At 67.7% G+C, this 22,158-nt stretch carries 22 protein-coding genes; 15 read left to right on the top strand and 7 right to left on the bottom strand.

The window, feature by feature from the left end; all coding sequences use genetic code 11:
* Nucleotides 1-455: 455 nt before the first annotated feature.
* Nucleotides 456-1,244: an ATP-grasp domain-containing protein gene (locus QM789_RS19485; RefSeq protein WP_420353509.1), complete on the bottom strand. Its 789-nt coding sequence runs from the start codon at nucleotides 1,242-1,244 to the stop codon at nucleotides 456-458.
* A 550-nt stretch (nucleotides 1,245-1,794) separates the two neighbouring features.
* Between QM789_RS19485 and QM789_RS19480 the strand changes: the two genes are divergently transcribed.
* Complete coding sequence (locus QM789_RS19480) at nucleotides 1,795-2,514, top strand: ATP-binding protein (RefSeq protein ID WP_420353508.1); 720 nt, start codon at nucleotides 1,795-1,797, stop codon at nucleotides 2,512-2,514.
* A 126-nt stretch (nucleotides 2,515-2,640) separates the two neighbouring features.
* Here the strand turns inward: QM789_RS19480 and QM789_RS19475 are convergent, their stop codons facing one another.
* The 4 genes from QM789_RS19475 to QM789_RS19460 form a co-directional block, all read right to left on the bottom strand.
* Nucleotides 2,641-3,960, bottom strand: a complete 1,320-nt coding sequence (locus QM789_RS19475; RefSeq protein ID WP_420353507.1) for an MFS transporter — start codon at nucleotides 3,958-3,960, stop codon at nucleotides 2,641-2,643.
* 94 nt (nucleotides 3,961-4,054) lie between these two features.
* Nucleotides 4,055-5,203: an FAD-dependent monooxygenase gene (locus QM789_RS19470; RefSeq protein WP_420353506.1), complete on the bottom strand. Its 1,149-nt coding sequence runs from the start codon at nucleotides 5,201-5,203 to the stop codon at nucleotides 4,055-4,057.
* A 151-nt stretch (nucleotides 5,204-5,354) separates the two neighbouring features.
* On the bottom strand, nucleotides 5,355-8,702 hold the full coding sequence (locus tag QM789_RS19465) for a molybdopterin cofactor-binding domain-containing protein (RefSeq protein WP_420353505.1): 3,348 nt from the start codon (nucleotides 8,700-8,702) through the stop codon (nucleotides 5,355-5,357).
* On the bottom strand, nucleotides 8,695-9,174 hold the full coding sequence (locus QM789_RS19460; RefSeq protein ID WP_420353504.1) for a (2Fe-2S)-binding protein: 480 nt from the start codon (nucleotides 9,172-9,174) through the stop codon (nucleotides 8,695-8,697). Before QM789_RS19460 ends, QM789_RS19465 begins: the two co-directional genes overlap by 8 nt.
* Nucleotides 9,175-9,384: 210 nt before the next feature.
* Here QM789_RS19460 and QM789_RS19455 point away from each other — a divergent pair, with 210 nt between their 5' ends.
* The 10 genes from QM789_RS19455 (at nucleotide 9,385) to QM789_RS19410 (ending at nucleotide 17,155) form a co-directional block, all read left to right on the top strand.
* Entirely contained in the window at nucleotides 9,385-9,819 is a 435-nt protein-coding gene (locus QM789_RS19455; protein WP_420353503.1) for a MarR family winged helix-turn-helix transcriptional regulator, read from the top strand.
* Complete coding sequence (locus QM789_RS19450; RefSeq protein ID WP_420353502.1) at nucleotides 9,819-10,472, top strand: TetR/AcrR family transcriptional regulator; 654 nt, start codon at nucleotides 9,819-9,821, stop codon at nucleotides 10,470-10,472. The genes QM789_RS19455 and QM789_RS19450 overlap by 1 nt, the downstream gene beginning before the upstream one ends.
* A 160-nt stretch (nucleotides 10,473-10,632) precedes the next feature.
* Nucleotides 10,633-11,334, top strand: coding sequence for a maleate cis-trans isomerase family protein (locus QM789_RS19445; protein WP_420353960.1), 702 nt, complete (start codon nucleotides 10,633-10,635; stop codon nucleotides 11,332-11,334).
* Between the two features lie 10 nt (nucleotides 11,335-11,344).
* Entirely contained in the window at nucleotides 11,345-12,118 is a 774-nt protein-coding gene (locus QM789_RS19440; RefSeq protein WP_420353501.1) for an alpha/beta fold hydrolase, read from the top strand.
* A 14-nt stretch (nucleotides 12,119-12,132) separates the two neighbouring features.
* On the top strand, nucleotides 12,133-13,164 hold the full coding sequence (locus QM789_RS19435) for a leucyl aminopeptidase (RefSeq protein ID WP_420353500.1): 1,032 nt from the start codon (nucleotides 12,133-12,135) through the stop codon (nucleotides 13,162-13,164).
* 46 nt (nucleotides 13,165-13,210) lie between these two features.
* The gene (locus QM789_RS19430; RefSeq protein ID WP_420353499.1) at nucleotides 13,211-13,837 is read left to right on the top strand and encodes an isochorismatase family protein; all 627 of its coding nucleotides are present in this window, start codon (nucleotides 13,211-13,213) and stop codon (nucleotides 13,835-13,837) included.
* Nucleotides 13,834-15,117, top strand: a complete 1,284-nt coding sequence (locus QM789_RS19425) for a solute carrier family 23 protein (protein WP_420353498.1) — start codon at nucleotides 13,834-13,836, stop codon at nucleotides 15,115-15,117. The genes QM789_RS19430 and QM789_RS19425 overlap by 4 nt, the downstream gene beginning before the upstream one ends.
* A gap of 18 nt (nucleotides 15,118-15,135) precedes the next feature.
* Nucleotides 15,136-15,738: a flavin reductase family protein gene (locus QM789_RS19420; protein ID WP_420353497.1), complete on the top strand. Its 603-nt coding sequence runs from the start codon at nucleotides 15,136-15,138 to the stop codon at nucleotides 15,736-15,738.
* Nucleotides 15,738-16,640 (top strand): XdhC family protein, encoded by a 903-nt coding sequence (locus QM789_RS19415; protein ID WP_420353496.1) that lies wholly within the window; start codon nucleotides 15,738-15,740, stop codon nucleotides 16,638-16,640. Before QM789_RS19420 ends, QM789_RS19415 begins: the two co-directional genes overlap by 1 nt.
* Nucleotides 16,637-17,155, top strand: coding sequence for an NTP transferase domain-containing protein (locus tag QM789_RS19410; RefSeq protein WP_420353495.1), 519 nt, complete (start codon nucleotides 16,637-16,639; stop codon nucleotides 17,153-17,155). The genes QM789_RS19415 and QM789_RS19410 overlap by 4 nt, the downstream gene beginning before the upstream one ends.
* Nucleotides 17,156-17,164: 9 nt before the next feature.
* Here QM789_RS19410 and QM789_RS19405 read toward each other — a convergent pair whose 3' ends face one another.
* Nucleotides 17,165-18,004 (bottom strand): helix-turn-helix domain-containing protein, encoded by an 840-nt coding sequence (locus QM789_RS19405; protein ID WP_420353494.1) that lies wholly within the window; start codon nucleotides 18,002-18,004, stop codon nucleotides 17,165-17,167.
* 92 nt (nucleotides 18,005-18,096) lie between these two features.
* Between QM789_RS19405 and pobA the strand changes: the two genes are divergently transcribed.
* Nucleotides 18,097-19,266: a 4-hydroxybenzoate 3-monooxygenase gene (gene pobA / locus QM789_RS19400; protein WP_420353493.1), complete on the top strand. Its 1,170-nt coding sequence runs from the start codon at nucleotides 18,097-18,099 to the stop codon at nucleotides 19,264-19,266.
* Here pobA and QM789_RS19395 read toward each other — a convergent pair.
* Nucleotides 19,263-20,177 carry a LysR substrate-binding domain-containing protein gene (locus QM789_RS19395; RefSeq protein WP_420353492.1) on the bottom strand — a complete coding sequence of 305 codons (915 nt, stop codon included), beginning with the start codon at nucleotides 20,175-20,177 and terminating at the stop codon, nucleotides 19,263-19,265. The two genes, pobA and QM789_RS19395, sit on opposite strands and share 4 nt — an antisense overlap.
* Nucleotides 20,178-20,264: 87 nt before the next feature.
* Between QM789_RS19395 and pcaD the strand changes: the two genes are divergently transcribed.
* Genes pcaD through pcaH form a run of 3 tightly spaced genes read left to right on the top strand, consistent with a single transcriptional unit; the run spans nucleotide 20,265 to nucleotide 22,158 of the window.
* Complete coding sequence (gene pcaD / locus QM789_RS19390) at nucleotides 20,265-21,050, top strand: 3-oxoadipate enol-lactonase (RefSeq protein WP_420353491.1); 786 nt, start codon at nucleotides 20,265-20,267, stop codon at nucleotides 21,048-21,050.
* A complete protein-coding gene (pcaC, locus tag QM789_RS19385) occupies nucleotides 21,047-21,433 on the top strand; it encodes a 4-carboxymuconolactone decarboxylase (RefSeq protein WP_420353490.1) in 387 nt (128 codons plus the stop codon). The genes pcaD and pcaC overlap by 4 nt, the downstream gene beginning before the upstream one ends.
* Nucleotides 21,430-22,158, top strand: a complete 729-nt coding sequence (gene pcaH, locus QM789_RS19380; RefSeq protein WP_420353489.1) for a protocatechuate 3,4-dioxygenase subunit beta — start codon at nucleotides 21,430-21,432, stop codon at nucleotides 22,156-22,158. The genes pcaC and pcaH overlap by 4 nt, the downstream gene beginning before the upstream one ends.

The following is a 22,158-nucleotide window of genomic DNA, read 5'->3' as shown; positions in this document are numbered from 1 at the left end:
CCGCTGCCGTCGCAAACGGGCCGAAGCGCGGTTGCGGGCGAAGGTCTCGCTCTACCCGATCCCCTAGGGCGGGGCCACGAGGCCGGTTATGGCGCCGCACGCGAAGGAACTCCTGCCCATATGCGCGCTATTTACCCCCATTCTCTGCCTGCGCCGTTCTGCCTGCATTCCAGTCAGGCCGGGGCCAACCGCATGAGTTCGGCTTAGCTTTCGCACGGATCGCAAGGGGTGGCTGCCATCAATCGGAGCAACTCCGAACCATGCGCCCTGAAACGTGATTTCGGCCTGGCCTTCGCGCTGGAGATGGGGGCGCATAGGTCCCGCGCTGCCGCGCATCATTGCCAGAAGCGCCCTCTGCTGCCCGGTCCCAAGCCGTCAGTCAGCCGCGACCCTTGTAGCGTGGCGGATGTTTCCAAAGCTGTTATTCGGCCGGTGCCGCGGCAAGATGCTTGAGGTCAGTTCTTGCCGACCATGCCGTCTATCGCCGCCGCGAGCTTCACAAGATCGGCCGCGTAAAACCCGGCCGCGTTGATGCAGTTCGTCTCCAGCAGCCGCAGACCTTCCTCGGTGCGGCAGATGTCCATGACATAGGCGGGCGCATAACCCCCATTCAGCCGGGTCAGTATCCGGGCGAATTCAAGCGCGTCCTCGTCGATCTCATGGCGATAGGTGACCCGTGCGCCTTCCTTGTAGAGCGAATAGGGGACGACATCGCCGTTCACGATCCAGATGCGCCACTCCTTCAGGATCCGGGCCGGCAGGGTCAGCATCATCAGCGTGTCCGGGCGCAACGAGCCATTGGGTATTTCGTCCGGATCAAGCGACATGACCTTGCGGGCCGCCTCGCGAATCTCCGCAGCGGTTTTGATGTTTCCCGCCTGTTCCTTGCTGTCGGCGACCGGACGCATGAACCAGTGACGGCCATCGTCCGGCAGTCCCGCCTCGATCTCGCCGACGCGCAGAAACGTCGCATCCGGCCCGTTGAGCATGAAGGGCTGCCACGGCTTCTCGTGGACGAAGGGCGCTATCCGGAAAACGCCGGGATGAAAGCCCTTTGCCTCGGCGTATCGCCACAGCGTGTAGGAGCCGAACATCACCACGGCTTGCGGGTCGCGCACGTCCGGTTCGGGCGCCAGATCACCGATAAACGGAACCACCTTGTGCCATGAATAGGAAATGCCCAGACGGTCCAGCGCATCCGCCAGCTTCTGCGTGTCCTCGAACTGCTGAAGAATCCACTGCATCCCGTTTCACATCCCATGCCGAACAATCGGTTTGAGAGCACATGGGCAGCGCCACCACGTTCCCGCGACAGGGTGGCCCCGGCCCACTATCTGGTGTTTGACAGGAGTGGGTCGAGATATGCGTCAGTCCGCCCAAGCCCATGCTTCATGCGCAATTGCAAAGCTGTCGTTCGGGTGGCTGCGGTTCGGGCCGCCATGGTTCGAGGTGAAGGAAAAACCGACGGCCTGCACGAAACCTGCACATGCTCCGCGCCTGCTCTGCACACCCGCCTTCGCAGGGTGGCGCAAGAAAACCCTCGGAGTAACGAGATGACCCGAACCCTGCTGATCCCCGGCCTGCCAAAATCCCTTGCACAAGACGGCTGGTGGCTGGATGCACCCTCCGACGCCCCCCTGCGTTCCCGCATGACCCGGGCGCCACGCTCTGGGGGGCGCATAGTTCCGTGTCCGACCGCACGCTGGACAGCCACCTGCGCAAGCTGGCCGAGGCGGGCTGTGCGGGTGTGATCGAGACGGTGCATGGGCAGGGGATGCGTCTGGGGTCTTGCGCATGACCCGCCGCTGGCGGCCCTCGCTGGCTTTCGTGCTGGGCGGTGCCCTGGCGGCGACGCTTGCCTTCTCGCTCGCGGGGCTGGTGGCGCTGCGCTATCTCGGCCCGGTGCTGGGCTTCCGCATCGCGGCGATCCGGGCGGCGGTGGAACTGCTTCAGGATGGCGGTGGTCTTACGCCCGCGGATGCCTGTCTGCTCGGCGATATCGGCGGGGCGAACATGCAGATCGCGGCGCAACTGGCCGCCCTGCGTCGGGCCGCGCAGGCGCGCGAGGCACGGTATCTCGGCCAGACCCGGCTCGTTGAGCTGCTGCCCGGGCTCAGCGCCGAGTTTCCCGGGTTGGCACTGACCGCCAGCGGCGAGGGGCAGCCCCTGCCGATCGCGGCCGAGGGGATGGCGATCGTGCTGGGCCAGATGCTGCGCAACGCCGCCGAACAGGATGCGCGGCGCGTCACCCTGACCGTCGCGCAGGAACAGGGGCGGATCATGCTCGATGTCATGGACGATGGACGCGGCATTTCGGCGGGCAACGCGACGCGGATCTTCGAGCCGTTCTTCACCACCCGCCGCGCCCTGGGCGGCACGGGCATGGGCCTCGCCGTGGTGCGCAACCTGCTTGCCGCCCACCGCGCGGACATCACGCTACAGTCGGGCCAGCCGACCCGGTTTCGTATTGTCTTCGATTGCGATCAGGCAGGTCGGTGCCGCCGGGCATGGTGAAGTCGCTCCATACCGGCCGGATGACCTCAATCCATGCGGCAAGGACACCCTCGCGCAGCAATCTTCCCGGCGATAGCCCGAACCGGCAGTGTCAGGCCCCACCGGGGAGGCGGGGCCTGAACAGGGTCAGTCGAGGGCGCGGTTGCGCGATTCCACGTCGATCGACCAGATCGCCCCTGCGGCCACCGCGAGGAAGGCCGCCAGCATGAACAGCGACAGGGTGAAATGGCTGCTCATCACCGGCGCCACAACCGAAGGCGCGAACAGCCCGCCCAGCCGGGCCACCGCCCCCGCGACACCCATGCCAGAGGCGCGCAGCCCGGTGGCATAGACCTCGGGCGTGAAGGCATAGAGCGACCCCCAGGTGCCAAGCAGCGCGAAGCTGAGCAAAAGCGTCGAGCCGATCACCAGCGGCACGGAGGTGCCGAGACTGTAGAGCAGGCACCCCACCGCCGCGAGCAGCAGGAACCCGATCAGCGTCGGCTTGCGACCCCATTTCTCGACCCCATAGGCCGCCAGCGCAAAGCCCGGCAGCTGCGCGATCGCGAGGATGATCAGGAACACCTGCCCGCGCATGAAGCCGAACCCCTGCCCCGCCAGCTTGATCGGCAGGTAGACGAACACCCCGTAATAGGCGACCGAGATCAGCATCCACGCCACCAGAAGCCCAATCGTGCGGCGCCGGTTGGTGGCGTCGAACAGCGCGGTCACCGGGGTGTGGGTCATCTGTTCGGGGACCAGCGGCGCGATCGGCGTGGTCGAGCCGTTGGCCTTCGCGACCCGTTCGAGCACCTCGCGCGCCTTGTCTGATTTGCCGGTCTTGTTCAGGAACAGCGGCGATTCCGGGATGTAGAAGCGCAGCACCAGCCCGATGATCGCCGGAACCCCGGTGACGAAGAAGATCACCCGCCACGCGTCATGCCCATGCTGCGAGGCCGCATAAAGCGCCAGAACGGCGAGCAGGATCGTCCCCACCGCCCAGAACGATTCGAGCAGCACCAGCCACCGCCCCCGCCGCGCCGAGGGCAGGAACTCCGCCATCATCGTGTAATCGACCGGCAGCGTGCCGCCAACGCCGATCCCGGTGAGGAAGCGCAGCACGATCAGCCATTGCAGGTCGGGCGCAAAGGCCGAGGCCGCGCCGCATAGCGCGTCGATCACGACCGAGATCATCAGAACCGGGCGCCGCCCGATCCGGTCGGCCAGACGGCCGAAGACAAAGGCGCCGATCAGCATGCCGACGAAGAAGAACGTCCCGGTGGACAGCGCCTCGGGCACGGTGATGCCGAAGGCCGCGGCAATCGACGGAGCGCTGAACCCGATCGACAGCACCTGCATGGCATCGGCCAGCCAGACCAGCCCGAAGATCACGAACAGCCGATACTGGAACCGCCCGACCCCGGCGGCCTGTAGCCCCTGTTCGACGGTGATAGAGGATGTGGACATGTGTAACTCCCTGTTACATCGGCCGGCGATGGCGCAGGCGCCACCGCCCCGTTTCGCGCTCTCCCGGCGCTTGACGGATTGGCCCGGTGGATTGTCAGTGCTGCAATTCGGCGTGGACCGGATCGTAGGCATAAACCCAGGCCGGATCCTCGGGCTGTTTCAGCCAGGTGTTGGCGTTGGAAATCGTCTGCACCTTGGTCGCACGGTCGCGCCGCGTGTGTTCATAGATTCCGAAGGCCGTGCGATAATCCGCCGCCCCGGTGAGCGACAGCGCCCGCGCGAGGATCGCTGCATCCTCGATCGCCATGCACGCGCCCTGCGCCATATGCGGGCGCATCGGGTGGCAGGCATCGCCCAGCATCACCAGCCGCCCCCGGCTCCACAGCGGCATCGGGTCGCGGTTCCAGAACGGCCATTTGGTGACCTCGGTGGTGGCGTCGATCAGGCCCTTCACCATCGGATGGGCATTGTCGCCGAAGATCGCCTCCATCTCCTCGCGGGAGCTGTCGACGAAACCGGCCTCGTGGTCCCAGCCATCGACCGGCACGCCGGTGACATAGTAATATTCCGAACCGTCGTTCTTGGTCGCATAGGTCATGATGTGGCGCGACTTCTCCCACCACCATTTCACACAGCGTTCGTACTCCAGCCCGGTGGCGCGCAGCTTGCGCATATCCACCAGCGCCCGGTGCCCGATCCAGCCGGAGAAGCGCGGTTTTTCAACGCCCAGCATCTTTTCGCGGATCATCGAATTGATGCCATCGGCACCAACGACCAGCCGTGCCGCAACCTGTTTGCCATTGTCGAAGCTCAGCAGGACATCGCCGTCGCGTTCCACCAGATCCACCAGCCGGTGGCCGAAATGCACCGTTCCGGCGGGCAGGGCCTTGATCTGCTCGGCGTGCATATCGCCGCGGTGGATGGTGATATAAGGTGCGCCGTATTCCCTGAGCGCGAATTCCCCCAGCTCGATGCGCGAGAGATATTCCCCCGTCCGCCCGTCGCGCGAAAACCAGTGCGAGGGATGCGAGCCGATCGCGGCCAGCCGGTCTTCGAGCCCGATCGCGCGGAAGATCTTCATCACATTCGGGCCGATGTGGATCCCGGCGCCGAGCCGGGTGAATTCGGGGGCCTGTTCAAAGCTGTGGACGGAGAAACCGGCCTGTTGCAACAGCGCCGCCGCCGCCGCTCCGCCCAGCCCGGCGCCGATCACGGCAATGTCGATGGTTTCGATATCAGTCATGGGTGACGTCCTTTTGAGGTGACCCGGTTAGTTGTTCGTGTACGAATGATTCTGGGAAGGTAAATGTGTCTCCCAGACCCGCATTTGTTGACCTGCGTTCAAAATCACATCCCGGGCAGGGGCCTCTGCCCGGAAAATGATCGTTTCTATACTAATGAACCGGCCAGGCGGGCAGATCCGGCGCATAGGTCGCGCGCAGCCAGGCGATGAGGTCGGCGTGCTGCGCATCGCTGAACTGGCCCGCGAAGGACGGCATGTCGCGCAGCGGCAGGTCGAGCGGCGCCACGATCCCTTCGTGCAGCAGGCTGCGCAGGGCCTCGGACGTCGGCGCGCGCAGCACCGCCGATTGCGACAGCGGCACCTGCGCCGCCGTCAGCGCCCCGCTCAGGCCCGGTTCATGGCAACTGGCGCAGGCCGCGCGGAACAGCCGCGCGCCAGGGCCGGGCACCGCCTGCGCGGGGACGGGTGTCGCGGGCGCGGTCCCGGTCAGGCTGGCCAGATAGGTCGCCATCGCACGCAGATCGGCGTCAGGCAGGGCGGTCATCGCATGGACCACCTCCAGCATCGGGCCCGCCGCGCTCGCCACCCCCGGGGCATGGCCGCTGCGCAGATAGCTGTACAGCCCCGCCTCGGTCCAGCCGCGCCCCCCGCTGAGCGCGGGCGCCCACCAGCCATCCACCATCGCCCCGCTGAGCACCTTGCGCTCCGCCCCAAGGGCATTGCGCGGGCTGTGGCAGGCGCTGCAATGGCCCGCCGCCTCGAACAGGTATTTGCCCCGGTTCCACGCATCGGATTGCGCCGGATCGGGCCGGAACGGCGCACTGTCCAGAAACAGCGCGTTCCACAGCGCATTGACCGGGCGCAGGTTCACCGGCGCCTGCATCCGCGCGGGGGGCGCCGCCGCCGTGACCGGCTCCAGCGTTTGCAGATAGGCATATAGCGCCAGCATATCCGCATCGTCGATTTTCGCGAAGGCAGTATAGGGGAAAACCGGGTAGAGGTTGTGCCCGTCGCGGCTGATCCCACGCCGCATCGCGCGCTCAAAGGCGGCGAAGGACCAGTTGCCCAGCCCGGTTTCCGGATCCCGCGTCAGGTTGCTGCTATAGACCGTGCCGAAGGGCGTGGCCATCGCCCGGCCCCCTGTATTCGGCACGCCGCCCGGCGCGGTATGGCAGACCGCGCAATCGCCCGCCGCAAAGACCTGCCGCCCGCGTTCGAGCGTCTCGGCGGAGAAGGTGCTGGCCGCTGGCGCGCGGCTCGGCGCGATCGCCGGATGCAGCGCCAGCGACACCGCGCCAAAGGTCAGCGCGCCGCCGATCCCGGCCAGAACCCTGCGCCAGCGGCGGGCGGGGGGCGGGGGGCCAGGCAATGCGGGCGCCCCCGTCAGGGCAGAGCGCAGCTTTTCCGGGGTAAAGGGCGCCTCGCGCAGCCGCACCCCGGTCGCGTCGAAGATCGCATTGGCGATGGCCGCGGCGGCGGGCACGGCGGCGCTTTCGCCCACGCCAAGCGCCGGATCGCCGGGCCGGGCCACCAGCATCGTCGCGATCTCGGGCACTTCGTCGAAGGTCTGGATCGGATAGGCGGCCCAGCTTTTCGGCACCGGGGCGATGGCGTCGAAGGTGACCTCCTCGCGCAGGGTGCGGCTGGCGGTCTGGATCACATTGCCATGGATCTGCGCGCGCACGCCATCGGGGTTGATCACCAGCCCCTGATCCTGCCCGACGAACACCCGCGTCAGGGTAACCTCGCCCGTCTCCATATCCACCGCGACATCGCACACCCAGGCCGCCGAGGCCGCCGCCGTGCCGGGGAACGTGCCGTGGACATAGGTCGCATAGGCGAAACCCTGACCATAGGCCATCCGCCCTTCGCGCCGCAGACGCGGGCCGCTGCGTTCGGTCCAGCCGCCCTCCTCGGCCGTGCGCCGGACCAGATCGCGCACCCGGGGATCGTCCAGATGGCGCAGCCGGAACGCCACCGGATCCTCGCCCGCCTCGAACGCCAGTTCATCGACGAAGCTCTCATGCGCGAAGGTATTGGGCAGCGCCGAAACCCCGCGCATCCACGCCGCCCGCACGATCGGCGCCATGTCATGCACGGTGATCCGCCTGTTCGGGATCCGATAGGGCGGGACGATGGTGCGGTCCCCCATATCCGCCGCGCGCGGCTCGGGCGTGATCCGCCCGGTGAGCAAGAGCGCCAGGTTCGGCCCCCGGTTCGACGGATACCAGCTATCGAGCCGATAGGCGCCAATGTCGCCATCCGCCCCGATGCCGCCCGCAACCTCCATCAGCTGCGCCGCGCCCTTCGGCTCCCACAGATGTTCCTGCGCCCGCGTCAGCTGCACCCGCACCGGACGGCCCACCGCGCGCGCGAGCAACAGCGCATCGCCGCAGACGTCATCGGCGCAGTTGCGGCCATAGCAGCCCGCCGCCTGAAGCCGCCGCACCTCTACCGCCGCCGGGGGCAGGTCGAGCAGCACCGCCATATCGGCCTGCACCATATGCGGGTTCTGCGTGCCGCTCCACACGATCGGTTGGCCGCCGTTCCAATCGGCAATGGCGCAGGACGGGCCAATCGAGCCGTGTTCGTGATACGGCCAGACATAGGCCCGTTCGAGCCGGATCCCGCAGCCCGCAAGCCCGCGCTCGAAATCCCCGGTGGCGTCGAGCACGCGCGGCGTGGACGGAAACGCCTTCAGCGCGTGGCGCAGATCCGCAAGCGGCGGCAGATCGGGCGGCACCCGCCAATGCACCGGAACTGCCTCGGCAATGGCCTGCGCCTGATGCGCGGTTTCGGCCACCACGCCCAGAAAATCCCCCTGCCGCACCACGGCGATAAAGCCCGGCATGTCGCGCACGGCGGCCTCGTCATAGCCCCGCAGGCTGTGGCCGATGAAATCGCCGCTGTCGCGCCCGGCATAGGGCGGGCGGATGACATGGCCATGCACCATCCCGGGCACGGTTTCGTCCTGAATATAGGTGAAGGCGCCGGTGACCTTGGCCGGGAGATCGACCCGCCCCACCGGTTGCCCCACCAGCCGGTAGCGCGCCGGATCCTTCACCGGGGTCTCCGGGTCCAGCCGCATCACCAGATCCAGCCCCGCGACCAGATCGCCATAGCGCACCGCCGCATCGCCCGCGTGCACCACCCCGGCCTCGACCGTCATCGCCTCCGCCGGGCGGTTCAGCCGCTGCACCGCGCGGCCGATCAGAAACAGCCGCAATTGCGCCGCCGCCCGGCGCAGCGGATGCGCCGCGATCTGGATCGTCTCGGACGCGATGGTCGGCCCCTGATCCGGGGTCAAGCGGGTATCGCCCAGCACCACACGGACCTGATCCATGGTCAGGTCGAGTTCCTCCGCCACGATCTGCCCGAGCGCGGTGCCGATCCCGGTGCCCAGATCGACATGGCCGTTGAAGGCCGTCACCCGCCCCGCCGCGTCGATCTGAAGGAATGTCGCTTTGTCGTCCCGGATCGAGACCAGCCCCTCAGCCATCTTGCCCGACCTCCGCCGCCCGCGCCACCGCATCGAGAATTTCCAGATGCGTGCCACAGCGGCACAGATTGTCGCGCAGCGCCGCGCGGATGCGCGCGCGGTCCGGCGCCGGTTCGCGCCGCAACAGCGCGACGGCGGTCATCACCATCCCGTTCAGGCAGTAGCCGCATTGCGCGGCCTGTTTCTCGACAAAGGCGCGCTGGACCGGATGCAGTGCCCCCGTCACCGGATCGGCCAGCCCTTCGAGCGTGGTCACCCGCCGCCCCGCCACCCGCGCCGCCGCCAGCACACAGGCCCGCGCGGGGCTGTCATCCACCAGCACGGTGCAGGCACCGCATTGCGCCATACCGCAGCCGTATTTCGGCCCGTTCAGCCCGCAATCCGCCCGTAGCACGTCCAGCAACGTCCGCCGGCCCACATCCGCGAGCGTGACGGCGGACCCGTTCAAGATGAAACCGAATGGAGTAGTCATGACCTTGCCGCCTGTTTCCGTAGGCTCCAGATGTCGCCGAAAACTGGATGTATACAAATGATTCCTGCGCGAAACATCTTTGCCCGCCGCCGCAGGCCGGGTTCTGCGCGAAAAATGGGCGGGAACATGCGATGTTGCACGTCGAAGGATAATCTGTTGAAACCTTGGCCTGACGCATTCACCCGATGGCCCGCATCGCGAGAGGACAGCATGGCCCCCGATCCTGAAGCCCAGGGCTATCAACTGGATGAGCAGGTCGGCTTCCTGTTGCGCAAGGCGAACCAGCGCCACCAGACGATCTTTGCCGCGCGGATCCCCGGGAACCTGACCTCGATGCAGTTCTCGACCCTGTTCCGGCTGGCCAGCGAACCCGGCCCGGTGTCGCAAAACGCGCTTGGCCGGATGGTGGCGATGGATGCGGCCACGACCAAGGGCGTCGTCACCCGGCTGAAGGAACGCGGCCTGATCGCGATGGAACCCGACCCCGGCGACCGGCGGCGCTATATCCTGTCGACCACCGCCGAGGGCCGGGCGCTGTTGCAGGCCGTGGTGCCGGTGATGCAGGACATCACCCGCGAGACGCTGGCCCCCCTGACCCCCGCGGAACGGGGCACGCTGGTCGATCTGCTGAAAAAGCTGTGCTGATGGACGAACCGAAACGCCGCCCCGGCCGCCCGAAAGAGGGCACGGACCTGCGCGACACGATCCTCGATCAGGCGGAACTGGCCTTTGCCGAGACCGGCTTTGCCGGGGCGCGGATGCGCGACATCGCCGAGCGGGCGGGCGTCAATCAGGCGCTGATCCGGTATTATTTCGGCTCGAAGGACGATCTGTTCGACGAAGTGTTCCGGCGCCGGGGTGGGGATCTGTCGGCGAAACGTCACCAGTTGCTGGACGATCTGCTGGTGCGCAACCCCGATCCGGGCGTGGCCGAGATCATTCACGCCTACCTTCTGCCGCAATGGGAGATGAAATACAGCGGCCCGGGCGGCGCGGCCTTTGTGCAGCTACAGGCGCGCCTGCATTCCGAGGCCGAGGACCACGCCCTGCGCCTGCGCCGCGAGGTCTACGGCAGTTCCGTCCACCGCTATATAGAGGCGCTGAGCCGCGCCCTGCCGGACATTCCGCGCAGCACGATCAGCATCCGGATGGCCTTCATGGTCGGCACCTACATGTTCATGCTCAACGATCTGGGGCGGCTTGGCGACATGTCCGAAGGGCAGGTGACCGACCTTGGCAAGGAGCCGATGCTGCTGCATCTCGTCACCTTTCTGGCCGCCGGGATGCAGGCGCGCTGATTTTTTGCGCAGATATTATTCACCTGAATAAAATATGCAGGCCCGGCGCATCTTCCGCGTTGTAATTATTCAGGTGAATAAATTAACTGGCCCCATCCCTGAGGAGCCGCCCATGAAACCCTATCGAATCGGCCAGATCGTCCCCAGCTCGAACATCACGATGGAGACCGAGATCCCGGCCCTGCTGCGCGCGCGCGAAGCCATCGCCCCCGAACGCTTCACCTTCCACTCCGCCCGGATGCGGATGAAGCACGTCACCCGGAACGAGCTGTCGAAGATGGATGCCGACAGCGACCGCTGCGCGCTGGAACTGTCGGATGCGAAGGTGGATGTGATGGGCTATGCCTGTCTGGTCGCGATCATGTCGATGGGCCTTGGCTATCACCGCGCCTCGCAGGAGCGGCTGACGCAGGTGGTGCGCGGCAATGACTGTGCCGGGGCGGTGGTGAATTCGGCCGGCGCCCTGATCGAGGGGCTCAACGCGATGCGGGCGAAGAAGATCGCCGTCGTCGCGCCCTATATGAAGCCGCTGGCGCAGATGGTCTTCGACTATATCGCCAACGAGGTGTTCGAGGTCGTCGATGCCCGCGCGCTGGAGATTCAGGACAATCTGGCGGTGGCGGCGCATGACCCGATGAACCTGCCCGGCATCGTGTCCGGCATGAATACCGCCGGGGCCGATGTGATCGTGCTGTCTGCCTGTGTGCAGATGCCGTCGCTCCCCGCCGTGCCGATGGTCGAGGCGCTGACCGGCAAGCCGGTGCTGACCGCCGCGATCGCCACCACCTGGTCGATGCTGAAATCGCTCGACCTGCCGACCCGGGTGCCGGGCGGCGGCGCACTGCTTTCGGGCGCTTACTGAGGAGACGGAGATGCAAGGTTACAACGTCCACGCCAACGGCATCCGGCAGCACCTGATCCGCTATCCCGGGCCGGGGCCGGAACTGCTGCTCGTGCCGGGGATCACCTCTCCGGCGATCACCTGGGGCTTTGTCGGCGCGCGGCTGGCGGAGCGGTTCGACGTCCATATCCTCGACGTGCGCGGGCGGGGCCTGAGCGAGGCGGGCGATCTGGACTATACGCTCGACGCGATGGCGGCGGATGTGGTCGCGCTGGCCGGGGGGATGAACCGCCCGCTGGTGATGGGCCATTCGATGGGGGCGCGCACCGCGATCCGGGCGGCGCGGCTCAATCCGGATGTCATCTCGGGGCTGATCCTCGTCGATCCGCCGATGTCGGGTCCGGGGCGGCGCGGCTATCCGGCGAACTGGGCGTGGTATGGCGATTCCATCCGCATCGCGCAAAAGGGCTGCGGCATCGACGACATGCGCAAGTTCTGCCCGACCTGGACCGATGAACAGGTCGCGCTGCGGGCCGAATGGCTGCACACCTGCCAATGGGGCGCGATCCGCATCGCCTTCGACGGTTTCGCCACCGATGACATCCACGCCGACATGGCGCAGGTCCGGCTGCCCGCGCGGCTGGTCATCGCGGGGGGCGCGACCGTCGTGCTGCCCGAGGATGCGGCGGAGGTGCAATCGCTGATGCCGCAGATCGACATCCGCCGGGTCGAGGGCGCGGGCCACATGATCCCGTGGGACGACCTCGAAGGCTTCCTCGCCACCGTCATGGATTTCACCGCCTGAACAGGGAAACGGATATGGACCACGCAAGTTTCACCGAAATCTGCCTGCATCAGCTGAAGATGTCGGGCGTGCACGAGGGCGAGAAGCTGATCGTGCTGACCCAGGGCAACGACCGGCTGGACTATGCCGATGCCTTCATGGCGGCGGGCCAGCGGCTGGGGGCGAAGATGTATCACATGCGCCTGCCCGCGCCCCTGCCCACGGCGGGCTGGTCTGTGGGGGTCACCGGCCTTGCCGCGATGCCCGAGGCGGTCGAGGCGCTGAAGAACTGCGACATGCTGATCGACTGCATCTTCCTGCTGTTCAGCGCCGAGCAATTCGCGATCCAGGCGGCGGGCACGCGGATCCTGACGGCGGTCGAGCCGCCCGAGCTGCTGGCGCGGATGCTGCCCTACCCCGAATTGCGCGAAAAGGTCGAGATCGCGGCCACGATCCTCGACAAGGCGAAGGTGATGCGGATCACCTCGCCCCATGGCACGGATGTGACCTATCGGCTGAACACCTATCCGACGGTGCCGGAATACGCCTGCACCGATACGCCGGGCCGCTGGGACCACTGGCCCTCGGGCTTTGTCTTTACCGGCGGCGATGACGACGGGGTGGATGGCCAGATCGTGGTGGCGCCGGGCGACATCCTGTTGCCGCAAAACCTGATGGTGCGCGAGCCGATCACCTACACCATCGAAAAGGGCTGGATCACCGACATTCGCGGCGGGCTGGAGGCGCAGATCGTCAAATCCTACATGGAGGGCTTCAACGACAAGCGCGGCTACGGCATGAGCCATGTCGGCTGGGGCATGAACCCGCAGGCGAAATGGCACAACTTCGTGCCCGGCGAATTCCCCGGCGGCATGGGGATGGAGCCGCGCAGCTTCTACGGCAACGTGATGTTCTCGACCGGGCCGAACAACGAGCTGGGCGGGCCGAACGATACGCCCTGCCATCTGGACATTCCGATGCGGGGCTGCTCGCTGTTCCTCGATGACGAACCCGTCGTGATCGACGGCGATATCGTCGTCAAGGACATCCGGATGAACCGCGCCTGACCCCCGCCCCGCCACAAGGCGGGGCTTTTCCTTCTCCGAGGTTTCCATGTCCCAGGAACAGATCTATTCCGAAGCCGGTTTCGGGCGCGCGGTACCGCGCGGCACCCGCCCGGGGATCATCGTCGTCGATTTCTCCTATGGCTTCACCGACCCGCAATATCCCACCGCCTCCGACGCCAGCACCCAGATGGCCCGCACCCGCGAGATCTGCGACGCGCTGCGGGCGCGCGGCTGCCCGGTGATCTTTTCGACCATCGCCTATCACCCGGGCGAGATCGACAAGCTGCCCTGGCTGAAGAAGGCCGCCGGCATGGCCGCCCTGATCGAGGGCACGCGGCTCGTTGAAATCGACGCCGCCACCGGGATCCAGCCCGGCGATGCGGTGGTGGTAAAGAAGGGCGCCTCGTCCTTCTTCGGCTCGACGCTCGCGGCGCTGTTGACCGGGGCGGGGGTGGATACGCTGATCGTCACCGGGGCGACGACCTCGGGCTGTGTGCGGGCGACGGTGGTCGACGCGGTGCAGTCGGGCTTCAACGTGCTGGTGCCGCGCGACGGATGCGCGGATCGGGCACAGGCCCCGCATGAGGCGAACCTTTACGACATGGGCCAGAAATACGCCGATGTGACGGAGGCGGCGGAGATCCTTGAGTGGATCGAAAGCCTGCCGCAATGAGCCGCTATTTCCCGCGCTGGCCCGTCGCGCACGGGCCGACCGTCCTGCCCGGCGAGCGGCTGAGCTGGGGCGCCACGATCCCGATGGGGGTGCAGCATCTGGTGGCGATGTCGGGGTCAACCATCCTCGGGCCGCTGCTGATGGGGTTCGACCCGAACCTCGCGATCCTGTTTTCCGGGATCGGCACGCTGATCTTTTTCGTGCTGACCGCCGGAAGGGTGCCAAGCTACCTCGGCTCGTCCTTCTCCTTCATCGCCGTGGTGGTGGCGGTTACCGGCTATGCCGGGGCGGGGCCGAACCCGAACATAGGCCCGGCGCTTGGCGGCATCATCGCCGCCGGGGCGCTCTACACGCTGATCGGCGCGGTGGTGATGGCTACCGGCACCGGCTGGGTCGAACGGCTGATGCCGCCCGCCGTCACCGGCGCGATCGGCGCGGCGATCGGGCTCAACCTCGCGCCGGTTGCCGTGCAGGGTAGTCAGGGCAGCGGGCCGCATGTCTTCGTCGCGATGCTGACGCTGCTTGCGGTGGCGCTGATCTCGACCTTCGGGCCGGTCGCGCTGCGGCGGGTGTCGATCCTGATCGGGATCGCGGTCGGCTATGGCGCGGTGCTGGTCCTTGGCAACGGCTTCGGCCTCCTGCCGCCGGTCTCGTTCACCGAGCTTTCCGCCGCGCCCTGGTTCGGCGTGCCGACCTTCCACCGGCCGGAGTTCAGCGCCCCGGCGATGGCGCTGATCGCCCCGGTCGCGCTGATCCTCGTGGCCGAGAACCTCGGCCATCTGAAGGCCATCGGCGCGATGACCGGCGAGAGCATGGACCGCTACATCGGCCGCGGCTTCATCGGCGACGGTCTTGCCACCATGGTTTCGGGCGCGGGCGGCGGCACCGGCGTCACCACCTATGTCGAGAACATGGGCGTGATGGCGGTGACGCGGGTGTTCTCGACGCTGGTCTTCGTGGTGGCGGCGGTGGTGGCGATCGCGCTCGGCTTTTCGCCGAAGTTCGGCGCGCTCCTGCGCACCATTCCGGCGCCGGTTCTGGGCGGGCTGGCGGTCGCGGTCTTCGGCCTGATCGCCGCCGCGATGATCCGGCTCTTTGTCGATAACCGGGTCGATTTCGCCGATCCGCGCAACCTGTTCACCGTGGGCATCACGCTTGTCTTTGGCGCGGGCGGGTTTACGGTCCAGTTCGGCAGCTTCGCGCTCGGCGGGATCGGGACGGCCACATTCGCCGCGCTGATCGTCTATCAGCTGCTTGGCATCGGCCGCAGGACGCCCTGAACATCCCGGAGGTTTCTCATGTTCTACCTGACAGCAGACGGATCGGGCCTGAAGATCGACCCGCTCTCGGCCATCGTCTCGCCGCGTCCGATCGCCTGGGTTTCCACCCGGGGGGTGGAGGGCGTGAACCTCGCGCCCTATTCGTTCTTCAACGCCGTGGCCTATGCCCCGCCGCAGGTGATCCTGGCTTCGGTCGGCAGCAAGCCCGACCGCGAGACCGGCAAGGACAGCCTGTCGAACATCCTCGAAACCGGGGAGTTCTGCGTCAACATCGCCGGATATGACGACCGCGAGGCGCTGAACCAGTCCTCCGCCCCCTATCCGCGCGGGGTGAGCGAGATCGCGGCCCTTGGCCTTGCGACCGAGCCCTGCCGGGTGATCGCCTGCCCCCGCCTGGCCCATGCGCCCGCCGCGCTGGAATGCGTGCTGACGCAGCACATCGTGCTGGAGGGCGCGGGCAACCATCTGGTCATCGCCCGGGTCGAGGCGATCCACCTGCGCGACGACTGCCTGAACGAGGGCCGGTTCGACGTCACCCGCTACCGCCCGCTGACCCGGCTGGGCTATTCGGATTTCGCGGCGATCGACAGCGTATTCCGGATGAAACGCCCGGCGCTGTGATGCTGTCGCGCGCGCTTTCGGACCCTTGGGATGCGGCGCGGGACTGGGGTGCGGGCACGGTGATGGCGGTTCTGGTGGGGACCGAGGGGCCCGCCTATCGCAGCATCGGCGCGGCGCTGGCAATTGCGCCGGATGGCCGGACGGCGGGGGCGATCAGTTCGGGCTGTATCGAGGCGGATCTGGTCCTGCGCGCGGCGGATGTGCGCCGGGGCGGGCCGCAGCGCCTGCGCTATGGCCGGGGCTCGCCCTTCTTCGACCTGCGCCTGCCCTGCGGCGGCGCGATTGACGTCCTGCTGTTCGCGCTCAACGATGCGCCGCTCGACGCGCTGGCCCGGGCGCGGGCGGCGCGCCAGCCGGTGGCGCTGGAGATCGGCGACCGGCTCCGGCTGGTGCCGTTTCGCCCGACGCAGGCCCTGCCCGGGCGGTTCGTGCTGGGCTTTGCGCGCCCGCTGCGCTTCGTGGTCTTTGGCGCGGGGCCGGAGGCGCTGGTCTTTGCGCGGCTGGTTGCGGGGCTGGGGCATGACCATCTGCTGCTCTCGCATCAGGATGCGCTGATCGCGGCGGCGCAGGGCTGCAACGCCCGGCCCCTGCGCGCGCTGTCCGAAATCGACGCGCTCGGCATCGACCCGGCAACGGCGGTGGTGCTGTTCTACCACGACCACGATCATGAACCCGGCATCCTGCGCCGCGCCCTCGCCTCGCCTGCCTTCTACATCGGCGCGCAGGGCAGCCGCGCGACACAGGCGAGCCGGCTGGCCCGGCTGCGCGCCGAGGGCGTGAGCGAGGCCGACCTGATGCGCCTGCGCGGGCCGATCGGGCTGATCCCCTCAAGCCGCGATCCGCGGATGCTGGCGGTCTCGGTGCTGGCCGAAATCCTCGATCTGGGCGCGGCGCTGACATGATCACGGCGCTGCTCCTCGCCGCCGGAACGTCGCGCCGCTTCGGGCCGGAGTGCAAGTTGCAGGCGCCTTATCGCGGCCAGCCGCTGATCCGCCACGCCGCCGAGGCCATCCTCGCCACCGGCCTGCCCCGGGTGGCCGTGGTCGCCGATCCGGCGGTGGCGCGGCTCTTGCCCGAGTTCCGCATCGTCTGGACCAAAGGGCCGCAATCCGCATCATTGCGCGCCGGGATCCAGGCGGTGACGGGCGAAAGTGTGCTGGTCGTGCTGGGAGACATGCCCCATGTCGGCGCCGCGCTGCTGCGCGCGCTGGCCGCCGCGCCGCCCCCCGCCGCCGCCGTGGCCGAAGGCCCGCCCGGCCCGCCCGCGCATCTGCCCCGCGCACTGTTCCCCGCCCTTCTGGCCCTGACCGGAGACCGTGGCGCCGGCCCCCTCCTGCGCGCCCTGCCCGGCCTTGCCCGGATCCGCACCACCGCCGACACCCTGCGCGACATCGACACGCCGGGCGACATGGCCTGACGGCAGGGTTCACAGGCCCGGCGGCGCCACATCGGCGAAACGCGCGCGATAGGCCGAGGGCGTTTCGCCCGTCACCGCCCGGAACCGGCGCGAGAAATAGGGCGGATCCTGGAACCCCAGCCGATAGCCGATCTCGGCCACGGCAAGCTGGGTGAAGGCCAGCAGGCGGCGCGCCTCGGTCATCCGCGCGGTTTCGATATGGCGGGTCGCGTGGGTTCCCGTCGCCGCGCGGCAGATCCGGTTCAGATGCCCCGGCGTGATCCCGAGCGCGGAGGCGAACTCCGCCGCGCCCCAGCCCTGCGCCAGATGCAGCGTCAGCAGCTGGTCGAAATCGCGCATCCGGCGCAGGGCCAGCGGCTCCACCGCCTCGGCCCGGCGCGCGGCGACCTCGGCCACGGCGGCCAGCACGGCCTGCGCCAGCGCCACCAGAAGCGGCGCGCGGAACGCCCCCGTGCCGCCGAATGTCTCGGCAAGCTGATCCATCAGCACCACCGCCCGCGCATCCGCCGCGCCATGAAACGGCCCCGGCGGAAGCCCGGACACCACCGCGAGCGGGAAGGACAGCACCAGCCCCTCGCTCCCCTGCCCGATCAGGAAATCATGCACCGACCGCGCCGGGATGAACTGAAAATCGCCATCCCCCAGCGTGGTCGCGGCGCCATCCACCCGCACCCGCGCCTCCCCCCGCCGCATGAAGAACACCTGCGCCATTTCCAGATGCCGATGCGGCGCGATCCGCCAGTCGTGCAGCCGCGCCCGGTCCCAAATCCGTTCGCAATGCACGACGTCCGGAAAGGCCCCGGTCTCGCCGAAGAGGTTGAAGACGGGGATTTGCGATGCCAAGCCCATGCACGAAAAATACCATCTTTTGCCCGCCCCGTCCATTCGCGCGCCGCCCCCGCCCCGATAGACAGATCCGTGGGAGAACAATCGGACACATCATGGATACTCAGGTCGTCATCATCGGCGGCGGTCCTTCGGGGCTGCTGTTGTCGCAACTGCTCAACCGCGCGGGCATCGCCACGGTCATTCTGGAACGCAGCACGCGCGAACATGTGCTGTCGCGGATCAGGGCGGGGATCCTCGAATGGGGCTCGGTCGAATTGCTGCGCGAGGCGGGCGTCGGCGCGCGGATGGATGCCGAGGGCTTCGCCCATGACGGCACCTGGATCACCGATGCCGACCGGATGGTGCATATCGACTTCAAGGCCCTCACCGGCAAGCGCGTCATGGTCTATGGCCAGACCGAGGTGACACAGGATCTGTATGCCGCGCAGGATGCGATGGGCGCGACGATCCTGCACGGCGTCGAGGATGTGCGGATCCTTGACCTCGACGGGCCGCAGGCGGCGGTGGAATTCACGCTGAACGGGGAAAAGCGCCGCCTGACCTGCGCCTATGTCGCGGGCTGCGACGGCTTCCACGGCGTCTCGCGCCGCACCATCCCCGAGGAAAAGCGCCGCGAGTTCGAGCGCGTCTATCCCTTCGGCTGGCTCGGCATCCTGTCGCGCACGCCGCCGGTGAATGACGAACTGATCTATGCGAATTCGCCGCATGGCTTCGCGCTGGCCTCGATGCGCAACGCCAATCTGGTGCGCTATTATGTGCAGGTGCCGCTGCGCGATACGGTCGAAGACTGGTCCGACGAGCGGTTCTGGACCGAGTTCAGGCGCCGGATCCCCTCCTCCGCCGCCGCGAAGCTGATCACCGGCCCGTCGATCGAAAAATCCATCGCGCCCCTGCGCAGCTTCGTCAGCGAGCCGCTTCGCTGGGGCCGGCTGTTCCTTGTCGGCGATGCGGCGCATATCGTGCCGCCGACAGGGGCGAAGGGGCTGAACCTCGCCGCCTCGGATGTGTTCTATCTGCATCAGGCGCTGACCGAGGCGCTGAAACAAAACAGCGACAAGGGCATCGACGCCTATTCCGACCGCGCCCTGCGGCGGATCTGGAAGGCAATGCGGTTCAGTTGGCAGATGACGACGATGCTGCACCGGTTCGACGGCGAGGACAGCTTTGCCGCGCAGATGCGGCGCGCGACGCTGGCGCATCTGGCGGAATCCGAAACCGCGCGGCGCGATCTGGCGGAGAATTACGTCGGCCTGCCCTATTAGGCGCCCATCCCGATCGCCGCGTGTTCCAGCGCGGCGATCAGCGCCTGCGCCGGGGCCGAAGGTTCGGCCCGGTCGCGCAGCGAAATCCCCACCCGTCCGCCCAGCAATTCGTTGCGGATCGGCAGCACCGCCAGCGTGCCCGATTCCAGTTCCGGCCGCACCACGCCTTCGGAAATGAACCACACCGTATCGGAATGCAGCACCACCTCGCGCCCGAAGGCGAGCGAGACGTTTTCCCACGCCGGTTCCGGATCGGGAATCCCCACCGAATGCAGCCAGCTGCGCACCCCCGCCGCGATCAGCGCGCCCTGCGGCGGCAGCATCAGCGGATAGCGGGTCAGCGCGCCATACTCCCAATCCTGCCGCAGCAGCGGATGGCCCGGATGCACCACCGGCACCACCCGTTCCCAGTAAAGCGCGCGGAAGGTCAGCGCCTCGCCCTCACCCTCGGGCGGCGCGCGGCCGACGACCAGATCCAGTTGCCCTTCGCGCAGCAACGACAGCAGCAGCCAGTTCGGCCCCGTCATCACATCGAGCAGAACCCGCGGATTATCCTTGCGAAACGCCAGCGCCGCGCGCGGTACCAGCCCCGTCGCCGCCGTCGGCAGAACCCCCGCCCGCAGCCGCACCCGCTCGCCCGGCGGATCCAGAACCAGCCGCTGCGCGCGCTCCAGATCGGCCAGCGCCGCGCCCGCGTGGCTTTGATACACCCGCCCGGCGGCGGTGAGCGTCAGCCGCCGCCCGGAGCGGTCGAACAGTTGCGCGCCAAGGATCTCCTCCAGCTCGCGGATCGTCTTCGACGCCGCCGGTTGGCTGACATGCAGCGCGGCGGCGGCGGCGGACAGGCTGCCCTGCCGCGCGACCTCAAGGAAACAGCGCAGGTGGCGCAGGCGCAGATGCTGGGACAGCATTTCATAACCCCTCAGTTATGCCTTCTTCGCATCATTATAATTTTCACGCCGGATTCGCCATGGCATAACCGGCGCAGGGGGACACTCATGCACACACTTGTTCGACCTGACGCCACCTTGCACATCCGCGACGATGGCCCGCGCGACGGCAGGCCCGTCGTCTTCGCGAATTCACTGGGCACCGACCTGCGGGTCTGGGACGCGCTTTTGCCGATGCTGCCGCCGGGGCTGCGGATCGTGCGGTTCGACAAACGCGGCCACGGGCTTTCGGATGCGCCGCCCGCGCCCTATAGGCTCGACACGCTGGTCGATGATGCCGAGGCGCTGTGCGAGACGCTGGGCCTGACCGGGGTCACCTTCGTCGGCCTGTCGATCGGCGGGCTGATCGGGCAGGGGCTGGCGGCGAAACGGCCGGACCTTCTGCGCGCGCTGGTGCTGATGGATACCGCGGCGCAGATCGGCAGTGCGGAAATGTGGCAGGCGCGGATCGACACCATCCGCGCGCAGGGCATCGCCGCGCTGCAAGGCCCGATCATGGAGCGCTGGTTCACGGCGCCGTTCCGCGACACCAACCCCGAATTTGCGCTGTGGTGCAACATGCTGACCCGCACCACGGTCGAGGGCTACATCGGCTGTTGTGCCGCCATCGCGGCGGCGGACCTGACCGAGAGCACCCGCGCGCTGCGCCTGCCGGTGCTGGCGCTGGCGGGGGACGAAGATGGCTCGACCCCGCCCGATCTGGTCCGCGCGACGGCGGCGCTGTGCGGGGCCGAGTTCCACCTGATCCCCGATGCGGGCCATATCCCCTGCGTCGAGCAACCGGCGGCGACCGCCGCACGACTGACCGCATTTCTCGAAAGGACCGCAGGATGACCGATGCTCGCTATGACCGGGGCATGGAGACCCGCCGCGCGGTGCTGGGCGATGCGCATGTCGACCGGGCCGAGGCCGCGAAGTCCGAGTTCGATCAGCCGTTTCAGGATCTGATCACCGCTTCGGCCTGGGGCACGGTCTGGGCATCGGATGCGATCTCGCGGCGCGAACGCTCGATGCTGACCCTCGCGCTGCTCGCCGCGACCGGGAATTTCGAGGAAATCCCGATGCACATCCGGGCCACCGCCCGAACCGGGGCAAGCCGCGAAGACGTGATGCAGGCCTTCCTGCATGTAGCGATCTATGCCGGCGTGCCGCGCGCGAACCACGCCATCAAGCTGGCGAAACAGACCTATGCCGAAATGGAGGCGGCAGAGAAATGATCGACCAAGGCCCACTCATCCCGCGAAATCGGGACATGCACCCGGTCCCCTATTTCCCCGATTACAAGACATCCATCGCGCGGTCGCCGAACCTGCCGCTGCTGTCGATGGAATCCGGCCCCTCCGAGGAGACCGGCCCGACCTTCGGCCATGACAAGATCGGCGCGCTCGACAACAACCTGATCCTGAACTGGACCAAGGGCGCCGCCCCCGCCGTGGGCGAACGGATCCTGATGCACGGCCGCGTGCTCGACGAAAACGGCCGTGCCGTGCCGCAGACGCTGGTCGAGATCTGGCAGGCGAACGCGGGCGGGCGCTACCGGCACAAGAAGGACGGTTATCTTGCCCCGCTCGACCCGAATTTCGGCGGCTGCGGCCGGACCCTGACGGACGAGAACGGCTATTACCAGTTCCTGACGATCCGCCCCGGCGCCTACCCCTGGCCGAACCGTGGCAACGACTGGCGCCCGATGCACATCCATATCTCGGTCTATGGCCACAGCTTCGGCCAGCGGCTGATCACCCAGATGTATTTCGAGGGCGACCCGCTGATCAGGCTGTGCCCGATCGCGAAAACGATCCAGGACCGCTCGCAGCTTGACCGTCTGGTGGCGCCGCTCGACATGGCGCATTCGCGCCCGCTGGATTTCCTGGCCTACAAATTCGACATCGTGCTGCGCGGACGCCGCCAGACCATGTTCGAAAACAAGCTGGAGGGGATGTGA

Source organism: Paenirhodobacter sp., assembly GCF_047600745.1.
In the GTDB taxonomy this organism is placed as follows: domain Bacteria; phylum Pseudomonadota; class Alphaproteobacteria; order Rhodobacterales; family Rhodobacteraceae; genus Rhodobacter.
Note: the sequence above shows the minus strand (reverse complement) of the source record. Positions and strands in the feature narration are given on the sequence as shown.

Excerpts from the sequence above, each read along its gene's own strand:
- QM789_RS19405 (WP_420353494.1), bottom strand. The coding sequence starts at position 18,004 with ATGGGCTTGGCATCGCAAATCCCCGTCTTCAACCTCTTCGGCGAGACC.
- pcaC (WP_420353490.1), top strand. The coding sequence starts at position 21,047 with ATGACCGATGCTCGCTATGACCGGGGCATGGAGACCCGCCGCGCGGTG.
- QM789_RS19415 (WP_420353496.1), top strand. The coding sequence starts at position 15,738 with ATGCTGTCGCGCGCGCTTTCGGACCCTTGGGATGCGGCGCGGGACTGG.
- pcaD (WP_420353491.1), top strand. The coding sequence starts at position 20,265 with ATGCACACACTTGTTCGACCTGACGCCACCTTGCACATCCGCGACGAT.
- QM789_RS19395 (WP_420353492.1), bottom strand. The coding sequence starts at position 20,177 with ATGCTGTCCCAGCATCTGCGCCTGCGCCACCTGCGCTGTTTCCTTGAG.
- QM789_RS19450 (WP_420353502.1), top strand. The coding sequence starts at position 9,819 with ATGGACGAACCGAAACGCCGCCCCGGCCGCCCGAAAGAGGGCACGGAC.
- QM789_RS19465 (WP_420353505.1), bottom strand. The coding sequence starts at position 8,702 with ATGGCTGAGGGGCTGGTCTCGATCCGGGACGACAAAGCGACATTCCTT.
- QM789_RS19455 (WP_420353503.1), top strand. The coding sequence starts at position 9,385 with ATGGCCCCCGATCCTGAAGCCCAGGGCTATCAACTGGATGAGCAGGTC.
- QM789_RS19445 (WP_420353960.1), top strand. The coding sequence starts at position 10,633 with ATGGAGACCGAGATCCCGGCCCTGCTGCGCGCGCGCGAAGCCATCGCC.
- QM789_RS19420 (WP_420353497.1), top strand. The coding sequence starts at position 15,136 with ATGTTCTACCTGACAGCAGACGGATCGGGCCTGAAGATCGACCCGCTC.
- pcaH (WP_420353489.1), top strand. The coding sequence starts at position 21,430 with ATGATCGACCAAGGCCCACTCATCCCGCGAAATCGGGACATGCACCCG.
- QM789_RS19485 (WP_420353509.1), bottom strand. The coding sequence starts at position 1,244 with ATGCAGTGGATTCTTCAGCAGTTCGAGGACACGCAGAAGCTGGCGGAT.
- QM789_RS19475 (WP_420353507.1), bottom strand. The coding sequence starts at position 3,960 with ATGTCCACATCCTCTATCACCGTCGAACAGGGGCTACAGGCCGCCGGG.
- QM789_RS19480 (WP_420353508.1), top strand. The coding sequence starts at position 1,795 with ATGACCCGCCGCTGGCGGCCCTCGCTGGCTTTCGTGCTGGGCGGTGCC.
- QM789_RS19410 (WP_420353495.1), top strand. The coding sequence starts at position 16,637 with ATGATCACGGCGCTGCTCCTCGCCGCCGGAACGTCGCGCCGCTTCGGG.
- QM789_RS19425 (WP_420353498.1), top strand. The coding sequence starts at position 13,834 with ATGAGCCGCTATTTCCCGCGCTGGCCCGTCGCGCACGGGCCGACCGTC.
- QM789_RS19440 (WP_420353501.1), top strand. The coding sequence starts at position 11,345 with ATGCAAGGTTACAACGTCCACGCCAACGGCATCCGGCAGCACCTGATC.
- QM789_RS19460 (WP_420353504.1), bottom strand. The coding sequence starts at position 9,174 with ATGACTACTCCATTCGGTTTCATCTTGAACGGGTCCGCCGTCACGCTC.
- QM789_RS19435 (WP_420353500.1), top strand. The coding sequence starts at position 12,133 with ATGGACCACGCAAGTTTCACCGAAATCTGCCTGCATCAGCTGAAGATG.
- QM789_RS19470 (WP_420353506.1), bottom strand. The coding sequence starts at position 5,203 with ATGACTGATATCGAAACCATCGACATTGCCGTGATCGGCGCCGGGCTG.
- QM789_RS19430 (WP_420353499.1), top strand. The coding sequence starts at position 13,211 with ATGTCCCAGGAACAGATCTATTCCGAAGCCGGTTTCGGGCGCGCGGTA.
- pobA (WP_420353493.1), top strand. The coding sequence starts at position 18,097 with ATGGATACTCAGGTCGTCATCATCGGCGGCGGTCCTTCGGGGCTGCTG.